This is a genomic window from Thermobifida fusca YX (genome assembly GCF_000012405.1).
Lineage (GTDB): Bacteria > Actinomycetota > Actinomycetes > Streptosporangiales > Streptosporangiaceae > Thermobifida > Thermobifida fusca.
This window is the reverse complement of the sequence record NC_007333.1, coordinates 3,463,181-3,476,661: the sequence shown is the minus strand read 5'-3', so window position 1 is coordinate 3,476,661 and position 13,481 is coordinate 3,463,181. Positions and strand designations below refer to the sequence as shown.

Sequence of the window (13,481 nt, the reverse complement as noted above, 5' to 3'; positions counted from 1 at the left end):
CCACACCTGGAGCTAGCGGGGCCGTGGCCTCCCACAGCGCCCAGTCCTGGCAGCGTCCGCCGCAGCCGCGGCGCATGCGGGGGCATCCCCAGGCCGGGCAGGCGCCCATTGCCGCAAGGAGGCAGCCGTGCTGCCCCGCGACGCCCCATCAGGAACCGCAGCGCGGGCACCCCTGTCCCACGCAAGCACCAGCCCCGCGGATCCGCTGCCACCCGGCAGGCCTGTGTTGCTCTTTTGGGGCATGGGTGAGCCCACAGTAGACAAAAGACAAAAAGTAGGACGGGAATGCCGTTTCTGAGCGTCGTGAACTGATTACGGGGTAGCCGCACCCCATGATCCGGTGCGACGCCCAGGAATGGTGATGCCCATGAGCGATGACGCCCGAGGCCTAATCCAGGCGACGCGGACCTTTCCGGGAACGGCCGAGAACTGCGGCCGGGCGCGTTCTTGGGTCCGCTCTCTGCTCCTTGCATATCCGAGCATCCGCGACTCGGTGGAACTGGTGGTCAGCGAGCTCTTCACCAACGCGATCAGACACACGGCGTCCGGGGAGCCAGGCGGAGCGGTCCGGGTCACGGTACGGACCGAAGGCGACCCACCCGTCCTGCTGCGGTTGGAAATCACCGACGAAGGCCGACGCGAACCCATGCCCGCACAGGTAGCACGCGCCATGCTGCCGCCGGAGGACGCACAGAGCGGACGGGGCTTGTTCATCGCTTCAGCGCTCTCCTACGCGTGGGGGCGTCTTCCAGCCAGCAACGGGGAAGTCCACCCGGCCGCCCCCACCTTCCACCACCGACACGGGTCCATGATCACCTGGGCGGAATTCGCGCTCCGCCCGGAACTGCAAATGGCTGCCAGCCCGTGACCGGTGCTCTGCCGCTCCGCCCGCCGCTCCAGCACTGGGGGACCTGCCCGCCCAGGGTCCCCCAGTCACAAAGCCTGGGACACCGTGGCCGCCAGACGGAACGAAGTGGTCGCTCCCGCATAGGAAGCTGCGTCGTCCTCACCCACGAACCGCAGCTTGACGTGGAAGGCACGCATCTCGCCGACCGGAAGGCTCCCCAGCTCCGAAGCGACAACCCGACCAGAAGGAGCGGCATCCCCTGCCACACGCTCCCAGGTCAACGCCGGATCATGCCAGTTCTGCGCAGGGTTGGTGCTGACCGCTATCTCCAATGCCCGGCTCAACTCCGCGGAACCGGCAGGGCTGTCGTCGACAACCTCCACCGTCTCCAGGGCGCTGATCACCCCGTCCAAGGTCCCCGTGTTTCGCAGCGACACCGTCAACGCGCCGTCCGGCGGCCACATCCGGTCCGGGCCCACCTCCGACAAGTCCACCCGGATCGGATTCTGACCGGTCCGCGACGTCGTCAACTCCACGTCGAGCCGGCCCGCGGCGACTGCGAGGGGTCCCGTAGCAGTCCGCGCAGTGAACGCGGCATGGGTGGTCATCAGGACTCCCCACACCGCCGCCGTCGTGGCCGCGGCAGCAGCGGCCACCAGCACCGGCTTGCGCAGCCTCATCTTCTTCATCCAGCCCTCGCTACGCCTGACCGAGACTGACATCGAACATGAACTCGGTCTCAGCACCCTGGAAGAGATTGTCGTACTCGGAAGCACGGTTAGGCCAGCGGAGTTGGAAATGGAGCGCACAGGACTCGCCGGGCTGGATCGGGGCGGGACGCCGGGGCAGGAGGTCGAGGATAGGTCCGGGAACTAAATCCACCCAGCCGCTGCCCTGGGACCAGTCCGGACCGTGACGCCCCCCAGCAAAGCTGTACCGGATCTCCAGGGCTTCGCTGAGATCCGGCTGACGGCCAGAAGTGATGACGACGTCGATGGAGTCGATGAGCGCGGAAAGCGAACCGGTGTTGGTGATGACCAGGGTGTAGGACTCGGAGTCGGAAGCCGGCCACTGCCCTCCCGGAGCGGCGCCGCGAAGACCGACAAAACCGCTGGCCCCGCTCGGATCACGTTCGTCTACTTCCACCGAGAGGTTTCCAGCGGTGATCTGCCCGGGCTTGGAGACTGCGCTCGCAGAGAAGTAGGCGTACGTACCGCCGAGAGTCAACAGCAATGCGGCACAGGCCGTGGCCACTCCCAGGACCAGTGCTGTCTTTTTCCTCATGCTCGCGTCTCAATCTCCCCGGCTGCCCACGGCCATGGACCAATCCCGCACCGACACAGCGCCGGTGCGGGGATGGCACGCCTAGTTCCCCTGGTTGACCTGGTCCAGGTTCACCCGGAACTTGAAGGAGGTCGTCGCGTTCATGTACGGGTTGTCTTCTTCTGGGCTGCCGTTGGGCCACTCGATCTGGAAGTAGATGTAGACGGACTGGCCCGCCGGAACAAGCTTGATTCCGGGAAGATTGTCCAGCTTGCCGTTGTCCAGCGGTTCGAACCCGGGGTTGCCGAACGAGCCCGGCTCAAAACCGAACTGCTTGACTACGGCGCGGATCTGCAGCCGGTCGGCCAGGTTGGGGGTGCTTCCGGTCAGGTCCACGATTTCCAGGGAGTTGATCTCCCCGTCGATGCTTCCCGTGTTGGTGACCCGCATCCTGTACCAGCGGTGCCCTGCGTGCGGGAAAGCCAGGTCTTCGACGTAGACGTGCCCGGGGGCGGCGTTGGCGATCTTTACCGGCTTGTTCGACACTCCCTGGCCGGACTGGTCGATACGGACCTCCAGGTCGCCTGCCTGGATTGCCTGCTCGGTGGTCTGCGCGCTGTCCGTGAAATAGGCGTAGGTGCCTCCGGTGATCGCCACTGCGGCGCCGATCACCGCAGCGGCACCTAAACCTGCGACAAGCCTTTTTCTTTTGTTCATTCTGGTGGCCACAAAGGCCCTTCCTTTCACGCCGTGCCGGCGGGAGTTGGGGAGACCGCAGACAGAACCGGAAGATGGTGGTCCCGAGGGTGCATCGGGAAAGGGAAGCGTGCGCGCCGAACAGTCCCGTTGCCGCCTCCGCGGCCTCCCGCGGTAGCGCAGCGGGGCCGTCAGGGGGATGTGGCGTAGCTTCCCGCTGCTTCCCCGCCGGTGGTCGACAGTGCCGTCATCGGCGAGGTCGCATTCCGCCACCGACTCTTCCGGTTCTGTCATCCAGTACTCTGCCGATTCTCCGGTTTCTGGTCATCCCCAAAGTGAACGAAGTATGTTTCCCACTTTTTGGCGATGAGCCCGCACCACTTCCGGGGCAGTCTGGGTGGCACTATCCGTGCTCGTGGACGAAAGTTGTGAACATCCACGATGCCCCGGTTCGAGGAACGACAGCATGAACATGAACCACGCCGATCGCGGCACCAACGCGGTGACGTGGCGTCTCAGCCTGCCGCTTCCAGGCCAGCGTGCGGCCTGGGCCGTGATCGGTGCTGCCGCGGTGGCTGCGGTCGCGCTGTCGCTCCTGCAGTTGGGAAAGGCGAGCGCCTCGTTCACGGTGCGCGCCACCACTCCCCCCATCGAAGTGATCGCGCCCACGCCCACAGCTTCCCCGACCCCGTCAGCGTCGCCAAGCCCGGCCACGCCCGCCGCGGAGCCCACGCCTTCCGCTACTCCTTCATCCCCGCCCGTCTCGCAGCGAGAGGAAGGCACCGATCCGGACTTCCTGCACCCCGGGCCTCCCGGATCCTCGGACCATTCCCACGAAGGGGGCCGTTCCCCCCACGCCCCGTACAGCCCGTACAGCGACCCGTCCTCATCCCAGGTGGAAAGGCATGCACACGAACCGAGAGGTGTCGGCCTTGAGTAGGAGTGAGCGCTCCATCCTCCGGTCGATCACCGTGGGGACGGCCGCGCTGGTGCTGTGTTCCACCCTGCTGGTCTGCCGCGCTCCCGCCTTCGCAGCAGCCACCCCCCAGCCCGGGGGAGTGATCCACATCGACCAGCAGTTAGACGTGAGCGAACTGCGGGTGCTCGACGTCGCCGACATCGCTCCCGGCTATGAGGAGGCCTGGCTGGTCACCGTGATCAACCAGCGCAACGAGCCGGTGACCCTCGGGGTGCGGGTGGACGAGCTCCACAACGCCGACAACGGGTGCAGCGTCCCTGAGACCCGGGTGGACGACACCTGCGACAGCCCGGGAGAACTAGGGGAGCACGTGCAGTTGCGGCTGGGGACACCGGGCAACCTCCGCATGTTCAGTGCCCCGCTGAACGAGGCGGTCTCCGGAAGCGGCCAGATCGTCACCGTTCCCGCCCGGGGCACAGCCGAGGTCGTGATCGGCCTCAAACTTCCGGCCACTACCGGCAACGAAGTGCAAACCGATTCGGTGAGCTTCGTCCTCGTCTGGCGGGCCGAAGCGATCCCGAGCACGTCGCAGTGGGAATCCGAGGACGGGGTGCCGCTCCAGACGGCTGCGGCAGGCACCCCCGGTCCTGCTGCGCTGGCGCTCACCGGAGCCCACGTCATGCTGCTGGCCGGGGCCGCGGTGGTCCTGCTCGCGGGAGGCGCTCTGCTTGTGGTCACGGTGGGAAGCGAGGCGGGACGGCGGTCGGCAGACCGTCCCGTCGAGCAGTGAATCCCCGGCACAACATCAGCGCCCCGGGAAATTCGGAATTTATGACACCTAATCCCGCTCTATATCTAATTTTCGTAAAATCGCTGGAGTGCGGCACGAACCGGTGTCGCTCCTTCCATGCGTTCGACGCGTCACGCGGGAAGGGCTTTCCGACCTCGCAAAGAAAATCCGGTCTCCGGCGATGACCAGGCCCGCGGGGCACGCGAACGTGAAGGGGAAATGGTGATGGACAACCGTCTCGGCCCGCTCAACGACGACACCCCGCCACTCGGTGAATCCTCACAAAACATCCAAGAAGAAGAACAACCGGAACCGCGACATAGAAAACGCTCCGTGCTCCTGCGCATCCTCTCAGCACTTTTTCGGATCACCGTGGTGGTCCTCGTCCTCGGCTCGCTGGTCATCGTCTTCTCGGTCTCAGTCCTGCCCCGCATCACCGGCGCCCAAGCCCTGATCGTGCTCAGCGGCAGCATGGAGCCCGCCCTCCCCGTGGGCTCGGTGGTGATCGCCGGACCCGTCGAGCCCCACGAGATCGACGTAGGCGACATCATCACGTTCACCCACGCTGACCCGGCCCAGACGGAAGTCGCCAACACCACCACCCTTCCCCTGGTCACCCACCGCGTGATCGACATCGAAACCACCGAGGAAGGCATCGTCTTCCACACCCAGGGGGACGCCAACACGGTCCCCGACGAACCCCCGGTTCCCGCCGCCGACGTCCGCGGAAAAGTGTGGTACCACATCCCCTACTTCGGCTACGCCCAGCAGGCCATGGTGCAAGGCCCCACCGCCCTCTACGTGCTGGCGGGCCTGCTCTTCGTCTTCGGTATCTGGCTGCTCAGCGTGGCGCTCAGCGACGACGAGCCTCCCGCGGAGAACACCCAGCAGTCACCCCAACCCGTCGGAGAAGGAGGGGACGGGAACTGATGAGCCGGGTCACGACCACTGCCGCGGGGTGAAGGACGGTCCACTGTGCGCAGACTCGTTGTGGAATCAGCCGTGCTGCTGGCGCTCGTCATCGCCAGCGCGTTCACCCTCTCCGCCCTCGAATCCCAGCTCTCGCTGGCGTCCGGGGCAGTCGCGACCATGGCGATGCTCGCCGCAGCCACCTCGGTTGCTGCCGGGTTCGCCGCGGAAATGGTCGCCCGGCTCTCTGAACAGTCCTCTCTGCGCCGGATCGCGGCCGCGATGATGCTCTACGGCATGGTGGTGGTCCCCACCACCGCTTCAGGGCTCGCCGCAACCACCCTCGACACCATCGTGGTCATAGCGATCCGCCACACCGCCACCCTGCTCACCATCACCCTGCTGCTGCTCGCCGTAGTCCCCTTCGACCGGCCCCACCCGTGGCCGATCCGCCCGTTCCGGAACCCGGCAACCGGCCTGCGCGGCCTGCTCGTGGCAGCCGTGTGCTCCCTGGCCTCAGGAGGACTCGCCGCGGCCTTCCCGGAAGCCGCCTACCTGGTGGTCCGCTCGCCCATCCTGTTCTCCTGCACCGCCCTGCTGTGGCTGAACGTCGCATTGACCTGCCTGGTCATCGGCGTGCTGCGGCGCAACCGCATGCTGGTGTGGCTCAGCTTCGGGCAGCTCGCCATCGTCCTGGCGCACGCCCCCCGATTCTGGAGCGGCGACTCCCTGTTCTACGCACCCCCCTTGTACTCGCCGCTGCTCGCCCCCGGCATGCGCGTCCTAGGCACCACCCTGGTCCTGCTCGCGGTCCTCCAAGTCGCCTACCGTACCTACCAGCGGTTCCACCTCGACCAGGAGCGGCTCGCCAAAGCAGAAGCCGAAGCAGTGGAGGCACGCCAACGGCTCTCCACCCAAGCGCACGAACTCCGCAACGCCCTGGCCGGACTGGACGGCGCGGCCCAAGTGCTCGCCATGGACGACCCGGAAGGAAAAGTGGACCGTGCCGCTCTGCGCGCCGCACTGTCCGCAGAGCTGAACCGGATGCGGGCCATGCTGTCCCCGCAGTCAGAGCACACCCGCAACGACACCACCCGGCTGCGGTCCCTGTTGAAGCAGCTGGTGCTGATCCGGCGCAGCAACGGCACCGCGATCGACCTCACCGTGGACGGCGACCCCGTCGTCGCCATGCCCCAGGACGCTGTCGCCCAAGTCATCACCAACATCCTCGCGAACTGCGAACGGCACGCCCCCGGAGCGCACGTGTGGGTGGAAACGTACCGGATCAGCGACACCATGGTGCGGGTGCGGATCCACGACGACGGGCCCGGAATCCCGCCCGGCCAGGAGCAGGAGGTGATACGGCGCGGAGTCAAAGGCAGCGGCTCGGTGGGAGAAGGGATCGGCCTGGCCGTCTGCCAGGAACTCGTGACCCGCCACGGAGGCCGCCTGCAGATCGCCCCCGCCGATCCGGAACGGCCCGGATTCACCGTCCTCATCGACCTGCCCCTCAGATCACGGGCACAGCAGTCGTCCACCCCAGGAGTGTGAGACCCCACAGTCCCCTCGTCAGAAAGCACGGGTCGCACCGCTGACCCGTCCACTACGTCCACCAGGGCCACGAAGTATCGGGAGCGGCAATGTCGAATCCTGACCGCGCGGTTTCCCCGTCGGTACTCATCGTTGACGACCACGAGCTTTTCAGCGCGTCGGTCGAGATGACGCTCTGCAATCGAGGAATCCATGCGGTGCGCGCTCACTCCCTGGAACCCTCAGCGGTCCTCGACCAGGCCACCCAGCTCCAGCCGTCGCTGATCCTCCTCGACCTGGACCTGGGACGCGACGCGGAGGGCCGCCCCAGAGACGGGGTTCCGCTCGCCCGGGACTTGACCCGGTCCGGCTGGCAGGTGCTGCTGGTCACGGGAAGCACGGAACGAGAGCGGATCGCTGAAGCACTCGCCGCGGGCGCTGCCGCCTGGCTGTCGAAATCGGTGCCGTTCGACGAGCTGATCTACACCATTCTCGACGGTTTCGCGGGCCGTCCGATGATGGACGCCAAGGAACGACAGGAGCTGATCGCCGAATACCGCGCCCTGCAAGCGCAGCAGCGCGCCACCAACCAGAAGCTCGCCCAGTTGACCAAACGGGAACGGCAGGTCCTCGACGCGCTCGTGGCAGGGAAGCGCGCCAAGGTGATCGCTGAAGAGTCGTACGTCTCGATCGCCACGGTCCGCTCCCAGATTCGGTCGATCCTGGCCAAACTCAACGTGCGGTCCCAGCTTGAAGCGGTCGCCCTCGTGAAATCGTTGAACCGCTAGCGGGACGGCCGCGGCACACCTTCCTTACCTGCCGGCACCGCGGAAGATCCGCCACCCCAGGTTTGGGCCGTCCCTCCCCGGTCAGAGAGGACGCTGGGGGGATGGCAAGCGGGCGGTGGCTTTCCCGGGGGAGGAGCTGCCGCCCGTCTCCGTTGTTTCCCTGCCCGCGGGCAGCAGTCAGGACCCCCGGTAGTACTCGCGCGAGGTGCGGGACAGCGCCAGAACTACCACTGCGAGCGGCAGCACGAAGTGGGTGAGCATGGCCCCCTGGTGGGCCGTGAGCAGCACGGTAACGATGGTGAACGCCTGGACGGCCAGGACCGTCACCAGGACCGGCAGGCCACGGTGCCGCATCATCAGGCCCAGCATCAGCTGTGCCCCGCCGGAGGTGCCGGCAGCGAGCAGCGGGCCGGTGGCTTCCGCAGCGGAGCCGATGCCCAGCAACTGCACCAGGCCGTGGGCGAAGCTGAGCCCAGCCAGGAGAAACACCAGGATCCTGGCCCAGCGGACCGGTCCAGGCAGCACGTCCTGCGCCGTAGGCGACCGTTCCTCCATCACTCAATGCCCCGGGGAATGCGCGGGCCCGGCCGCGGACCCGCCCCGGGAATCCGGCGAGGCAACTGCCCGTCCGGAAGGTCGTCGTGCACGGGCAGTTCCAGAGGGGCCGTGGCCTGGACGTTCCGTTCCACCGAGGACTCCACCGAGGGTTCTGGCACCCACTGCTCCTGCTCATCGGAGAGCGGAGCGTAAGAGTCGTCGAAGTCGACGTCGTCGAACTCGATCAGTACGCCTCTGCTGGTCACCGCGGCCTTCGTTGCGCGCTTCAGATACTTGCCCGCGACTTTGCCTGCGGCAATGGTGCGCTGCTGGTCCCGCTCGGTGGCTGCATCCAAGATGACGCGCGGATGGTGCCGCAGTCCGTCAACGATCCGTTCGACCAGGTCGGGCTGCCGCTCGTCTGGGGAGACGGCCGGCAACCTGAAGGGCTCACCATGGGCAGAGAAGAGGGAGACAGGCATCCAGAATCCGGTTTCACATGCTGAGTCGCCGTTGTTGTCGGCCCACTGGGTCCACGGGGCGACCAGTGGTAAACAAAGCTGATCACCAATATTCTCCACCACCCTAAACCACATGAGGAACAGGGTTTTTCGTGCGGTACCGATCTGTAACCTGAGGTATCAGCAACCTCTGCCTACCCGCCCCGTGCACTCCGGGTGGGGAATCTCATAGGATCAGCTTTCGGTCATCCCTTATCACCCCTTGTGTCTTTTGTGCCTCGCCCCCGGGCACGTGACTCCGCCGAGTCCCACACACCAGTGGAAGTCTCCATGTCCGACGACGCCCGTCCGTCCACCCCCTCTCCCGAGGACCCGCCACCACGCCGCCGTAGCCTCCGCCGGGTCCTGGTGTGGACGTCGATCCTTCTGAGCGCGGCCCTGATCGCCTGCCTCGGCACGGCATACGCCTACTACCGGTCCCTGCGCGCCAACATGGTCCAGCACGATCTCGTCGCCCTGCTCCCCGAAGAAGAGCGGCCCCCTAAAATCGGCGACGCCGTCAACATCCTCTTCATCGGCTCCGACGGGCGCGAGGGAGGCAACGCCGCCTACGGCGGACGGGACTTCGTCGGGGAACGCTCCGACTCCCTGCTGCTGGCGCACATCTCCCCGGAGAACAGGGTCATCGTGGTGAGCTTTCCCCGCGACTCGCTCGTGGACCTGCCGGCCTGCGACCCGTACGGGGAGACCGAAGGCACCTACGGCTACTACGGCATGATCAACGCCGCCCTGTTCCACGGTGGACCGCCCTGCGTGGTGAAGACGATCGAATCGCTCACCCAGATCCGCATCGACCACTTCGTGCACCTGAGCTTCGTAGGGTTCCGGGAGATGGTGGACGCCCTCGGCGGCGTCGAAATGTGCATCCCCGTCCCCCTCCACGACGAGCGGTCCAAACTCGACATAGAAGCGGGCACCCAGGTGCTCGACGGGGAGCAGGCGCTGGCTTTCGTCCGCGCCCGCTACGAGATCGGCGACGGGGGCGACCTGGGCCGTATCGACCGCCAGCAGATGTTCCTGGGCGCGCTCGCTTCGCAGATGCTCGACAGCAAGGTGCTCGCCAACCCCACGACCATGCACGCCCTGCTGGAGTCGGTGACCCAGTACACGGCGACCGACGCGGACCTCACCTTGGACACGATGCTGTCGATCGCGTTCACCCTGGCCGACGTCGAACCGCGGAACATCACCTTCTACACGGTGCCGTCCTGGCCCGCCCCCTGGGACCCGAACCGGGTGATCTGGAACGAGGAGAAAGCAGAACGGCTGTTCCGCGCGATCAAAGAGGACACCCCGGTCGAGGACGTGATCGTGGAAACCGGGCGGCCAACGGCCGAGCCCAGCCCGTCGACCAGCCTCACCCCGTCCTATCCTGCGGAGCCGTCCCCGAAGCCCACGAACCCGGAACCGACCCCGTCCGCGGCGCCTCCGGACGCGATCGAAGGCCGCGACGCGACCGCGGACCCCTGCGTCAACGGTCTGGGCCTGGGCACGGAGGACATGGTCACCCCGCGCTAAGGAAAACCCGGACCAGGGGAGGGCAGAAAAAGACGGCGGGAGCGGCCGAGTCCGCGCTCCCGGCCGCTCCCGCGAGGGCGCTCAACGGCTGCGAGTCTGCCCGGCACAGCCGTGAGAGGAGTTCTTCGCGCCCGCCCCGTCGGGGCTTCCTGTGGTGGCGGTCGAGGACCGCACTCCCGACCGCCACCATTAGTCAATCCCACAGCGCGGGGAGAGAGCATCGGCACAAAGACCGCACATACCTGGGGCTTTAGTCCTAAGACGTCTGCGGCTCCGACGGGTTTTGCGTAACTCCCGACGTCAAGGCCCGAGGCATGCTACGGTCACTGGCGACACCAGGCGATCACTTTACGTGTCATAGGCGGAACTCGTCGTCACAGCTTGGTGGTACTCGCAGAGGACCCAAGGCGTGGAGGAGGCGAATGGCACACGCACCGCGTTGCCCCGAGCCCAGCCACGCCGCTCGGCTCCCCGGGATCCGCCGTGTTCTCCTCCTCAGCGGATTCACCTTCGTCGCCTGGGTGCTCGGTGCGGCCGCCCCGGCGTTCGCCGACACCCTCGACACGCTCACCGGCGCCATCCGGCACCCGGAAACCGCGGTAGCGCAGACCACTGCAGAGCTCACCGAACTCGTCGACACCGCGCTCACCACCGACCGCCTCGCGCCGCTGCCCCTCCCGCAAACCGAGCTTCCGGTCGACACTGCCCTGGCCGTGGACGTCGACCAGCTAGAGCGCACCGACACGCCCCTTCCCCCACCGGTGGAGTCCCGTCCCGCCCCCACCGGAACCGGTGACAGTCCGGCAACCGCAGCCGGCACCGCCCCCGAGGCGCCGCAACCCCAGCCCACCGCGCCTGCCGAGGCCAGCGGCCACGCCACCGCCCCGAACCACGTTCCAGCTGCCGCGGACGACACCGTCGAGGACGAGAGCGGACCACAACCCGCAGAACCCGCCGCGCCCGCTCCCGCAGCACACTCGCACGCCCCCCAGCAGGGGCCGTCCCTGACCGGGGGAATCGTCGGCGACCTCACCGACCCGCCTGCCGTGGCCCGCCGCGACAGCGTCACCGCGCTCACCGATCTGTCCGTCGCGCTCCCGCCCCGGCACTACGTTGCCGACCCCTTCTTCTCACCCGACTAGGAGCAGTCCTCACCGGGCCTGCGACCGGACCCGCGCCTGAAGACGTCTCCGCTTCCGGCGCTGCTCTCTCTCCCACCGGTTTCGTGATCCCAGCGTGCTCTGGGAGCTGACCTGAGCTGCGCACCCCGCCTGCTGTGGAGTTCAGGCCAGCCGGGCGGCCCGCACAACCCCTCGGCTGACCGGCCGGTGGCGGCGCGACCACCTGCCCGCCGACCGGCCCGCTACACAACCCATTCCCGACCCAACAATCAGCAAGGAGAAGCATGCTCGCGAACATCCGCGCCGTCGTCCGCACCGCTGCGCTTTCCGTAGGGGCAACCGGTCTCATCGCCCTCGGCAGCAGCCTCATCTCCGGCCTTCCCAGCAGCACGGGACTCGACGGACTCGGCGTCGCCCTGCCCGCAGTGTCGACGGACGCGTTGGAAATCGACCTTGCCGGGGCGCACACCCCGGACCTGTCCGCGCCAACGATCCATGAGGAGACCCTCTCCCGCCCGCTGGGGACGGCTGCCCTGCCCGACGAGAACACGGTCATCGCGCTGCTCCACCAGGCAGGCAGCCACCACCTCGTCCCCCAGCAGGAGAACGCGGCCCTCTCCGGCCCCGGCGCCGGAGCCGCTGAGGGCGCACAGCACAGCGCCAGCGGCCAGGCCCGCGCCGGGCAGAGCCCTGCCGCTGACTACGCCACGTCCGCCCGCCCCTCCGGCAGCAAGAGGGCCCGCGCCGGACAGAACGCTGACGTCACTGACCCTGCCGAGTCGCTGGGCCTATCCACGGAAGGACTCCTCGGCAAAGGCCTGCTGGGCGAGGGCTTGACCCTGTAACCGGGCAGCGGAGGGCGACCGGTGGCGGACGGTCGCCCTCCCCAAGGTCAGGAGCCGTTCGGCGGAGTCCAGTCCTCCAAAGACCAGGCCATCTCCCAGAACCGGATCTCGTAGTGGCAGCTCGCGACGAATGCCCGCTCCATGCGCTCCCGCTCAGCGGGACCCGCCGCGGCAGCCAACTCGTCCAGCATGGCCCGGGTTTGGGTGAGCTTCTGGGACTCGTACAGGCCCGCGTAAAAGTCCCACCAGCCGTAGAAGGGGTGGCTGGGGTCCAGCGGGGTTTCGCTGGTGAACCGGGCCGCCGCCCACAGGTAGGTCCACGGGCACGGCAGCAGAGCGGACAGCAGCACGCCGAGAGTGTCCCGGCCCGCCTCCATCATGTGGTTGATGTACGCCTGAGCAGTGGGCGCCAGATGGTCCGCCTGCGCCTCCTCGTAGGACACCCCCACGTACGCGCACAGCGACTCGTGCGCGTGGGTTTCCGCGCAGAGGATCACGGCAGCGTTGTCGTGGAAGAACCGCATCCACCGCCGGTCGGGGGAGAGCGCCATCCCCAGCCCGTAGCAGCGGGTGTACGCGGTCAAGTACTGGTAGTCCTGCGCGACATAGTGCAGCACCTGCTCCCGGCTGAGACTGCCTTCCCGCAAGCCTTTGAGGAACGGATGCTGGTAGAAGGCTTCGAAAAGGTCAGCGTGCCGCCGTCCCAGCTCGGCAGTGAAACCTGTCTCGCCGTCGGTGACAGGAAGTACGCCCACGATTCCTCCGCTCGCATATCCGGATCGTTGAGTACAGGGTGGGGGAGTGGAGTATTTCAGCGGAATTCCTAGGAATCCCTAGGAAATAGCGGGGGTGGGAAACCCGGATTCCCGTCTCGGGAAGAAGTTTCCCGTGTGTCTACTTTGCCCTATCTTCCGCGGCGCGTCCACCCCGGCCACGGAATGCTGCCGCCAGGGAGAAGCCCGGCAATCCCGCTGGTCGCACAGGTTCTGCTCGTGCGACAACGGCACAGAGAAGCCGTGTCATGCCTGGTCAAGGCAGTTTTCAAACATTCCTCTCCGGTGTGATGGGGGAAAATTCCCGATCATGAATCGAGAAAAGAGGGCAGTGACGGAATTGTCCCGGTATGCGGCATTTTCTTAACTCAATCCCAGAAAAGAAAAATTCCGTCTCTGTTGAACGAGACGGAAAAACCATGAT

15 protein-coding genes are annotated in these 13,481 nt (G+C 66.9%); 9 read left to right on the top strand and 6 right to left on the bottom strand.

What is annotated here, in order from left to right; all coding sequences use genetic code 11:
• The first annotated feature begins 367 nt into the window (after nt 1–367).
• Nucleotides 368–868, top strand: coding sequence for an ATP-binding protein (locus tag TFU_RS14765; protein ID WP_011293384.1), 501 nt, complete (start codon nt 368–370; stop codon nt 866–868).
• A gap of 65 nt (nt 869–933) precedes the next feature.
• On the opposite strand, the gene TFU_RS14760 is transcribed toward TFU_RS14765, so the two are convergent.
• The 3 genes from TFU_RS14760 to TFU_RS16240 form a co-directional block, all read right to left on the bottom strand.
• The gene (locus TFU_RS14760; RefSeq protein WP_011293383.1) at nt 934–1,536 is read right to left on the bottom strand and encodes a hypothetical protein; all 603 of its coding nucleotides are present in this window, start codon (nt 1,534–1,536) and stop codon (nt 934–936) included.
• Nucleotides 1,537–1,546: 10 nt separating this feature from the next.
• A complete protein-coding gene (locus tag TFU_RS14755; protein WP_011293382.1) occupies nt 1,547–2,131 on the bottom strand; it encodes a TasA family protein in 585 nt (194 codons plus the stop codon).
• A gap of 81 nt (nt 2,132–2,212) precedes the next feature.
• Nucleotides 2,213–2,827 carry a SipW-dependent-type signal peptide-containing protein gene (locus TFU_RS16240; protein WP_227480946.1) on the bottom strand — a complete coding sequence of 205 codons (615 nt, stop codon included), beginning with the start codon at nt 2,825–2,827 and terminating at the stop codon, nt 2,213–2,215.
• 445 nt (nt 2,828–3,272) lie between these two features.
• Between TFU_RS16240 and TFU_RS14745 the strand changes: the two genes are divergently transcribed.
• From TFU_RS14745 to TFU_RS14725, 5 genes are all read left to right on the top strand, one after another.
• Complete coding sequence (locus TFU_RS14745) at nt 3,273–3,746, top strand: hypothetical protein (protein ID WP_227480945.1); 474 nt, start codon at nt 3,273–3,275, stop codon at nt 3,744–3,746.
• The gene (locus tag TFU_RS14740) at nt 3,730–4,515 is read left to right on the top strand and encodes a hypothetical protein (RefSeq protein ID WP_234351724.1); all 786 of its coding nucleotides are present in this window, start codon (nt 3,730–3,732) and stop codon (nt 4,513–4,515) included. Before TFU_RS14745 ends, TFU_RS14740 begins: the two co-directional genes overlap by 17 nt.
• A gap of 225 nt (nt 4,516–4,740) precedes the next feature.
• Nucleotides 4,741–5,445, top strand: coding sequence for a signal peptidase I (locus TFU_RS14735; RefSeq protein WP_169803323.1), 705 nt, complete (start codon nt 4,741–4,743; stop codon nt 5,443–5,445).
• Between the two features lie 45 nt (nt 5,446–5,490).
• Nucleotides 5,491–6,975, top strand: a complete 1,485-nt coding sequence (locus TFU_RS14730) for a sensor histidine kinase (protein WP_011293377.1) — start codon at nt 5,491–5,493, stop codon at nt 6,973–6,975.
• A gap of 89 nt (nt 6,976–7,064) precedes the next feature.
• The gene (locus TFU_RS14725) at nt 7,065–7,742 is read left to right on the top strand and encodes a response regulator transcription factor (protein WP_011293376.1); all 678 of its coding nucleotides are present in this window, start codon (nt 7,065–7,067) and stop codon (nt 7,740–7,742) included.
• Between the two features lie 177 nt (nt 7,743–7,919).
• On the opposite strand, the gene TFU_RS14720 is transcribed toward TFU_RS14725, so the two are convergent.
• Together TFU_RS14720 and TFU_RS14715 are read right to left on the bottom strand one after the other, a co-directional pair.
• Complete coding sequence (locus TFU_RS14720; protein WP_011293375.1) at nt 7,920–8,297, bottom strand: hypothetical protein; 378 nt, start codon at nt 8,295–8,297, stop codon at nt 7,920–7,922.
• Entirely contained in the window at nt 8,297–8,719 is a 423-nt protein-coding gene (locus TFU_RS14715; RefSeq protein WP_016189386.1) for a hypothetical protein, read from the bottom strand. The genes TFU_RS14720 and TFU_RS14715 overlap by 1 nt, the downstream gene beginning before the upstream one ends.
• Before the next feature lie 351 nt (nt 8,720–9,070).
• Between TFU_RS14715 and TFU_RS14710 the strand changes: the two genes are divergently transcribed.
• The 3 genes from TFU_RS14710 (at nt 9,071) to TFU_RS14695 (ending at nt 12,284) form a co-directional block, all read left to right on the top strand.
• The gene (locus tag TFU_RS14710; protein ID WP_016189385.1) at nt 9,071–10,318 is read left to right on the top strand and encodes an LCP family protein; all 1,248 of its coding nucleotides are present in this window, start codon (nt 9,071–9,073) and stop codon (nt 10,316–10,318) included.
• A 422-nt stretch (nt 10,319–10,740) separates the two neighbouring features.
• Nucleotides 10,741–11,460: a hypothetical protein gene (locus TFU_RS14700; protein WP_011293372.1), complete on the top strand. Its 720-nt coding sequence runs from the start codon at nt 10,741–10,743 to the stop codon at nt 11,458–11,460.
• Nucleotides 11,461–11,723: 263 nt separating this feature from the next.
• Nucleotides 11,724–12,284, top strand: a complete 561-nt coding sequence (locus TFU_RS14695) for a hypothetical protein (RefSeq protein WP_011293371.1) — start codon at nt 11,724–11,726, stop codon at nt 12,282–12,284.
• Nucleotides 12,285–12,331: 47 nt separating this feature from the next.
• Here the strand turns inward: TFU_RS14695 and tenA are convergent, their stop codons facing one another.
• Nucleotides 12,332–13,039, bottom strand: a complete 708-nt coding sequence (gene tenA / locus TFU_RS14690; protein WP_011293370.1) for a thiaminase II — start codon at nt 13,037–13,039, stop codon at nt 12,332–12,334.
• Nucleotides 13,040–13,481: the final 442 nt, after the last annotated feature.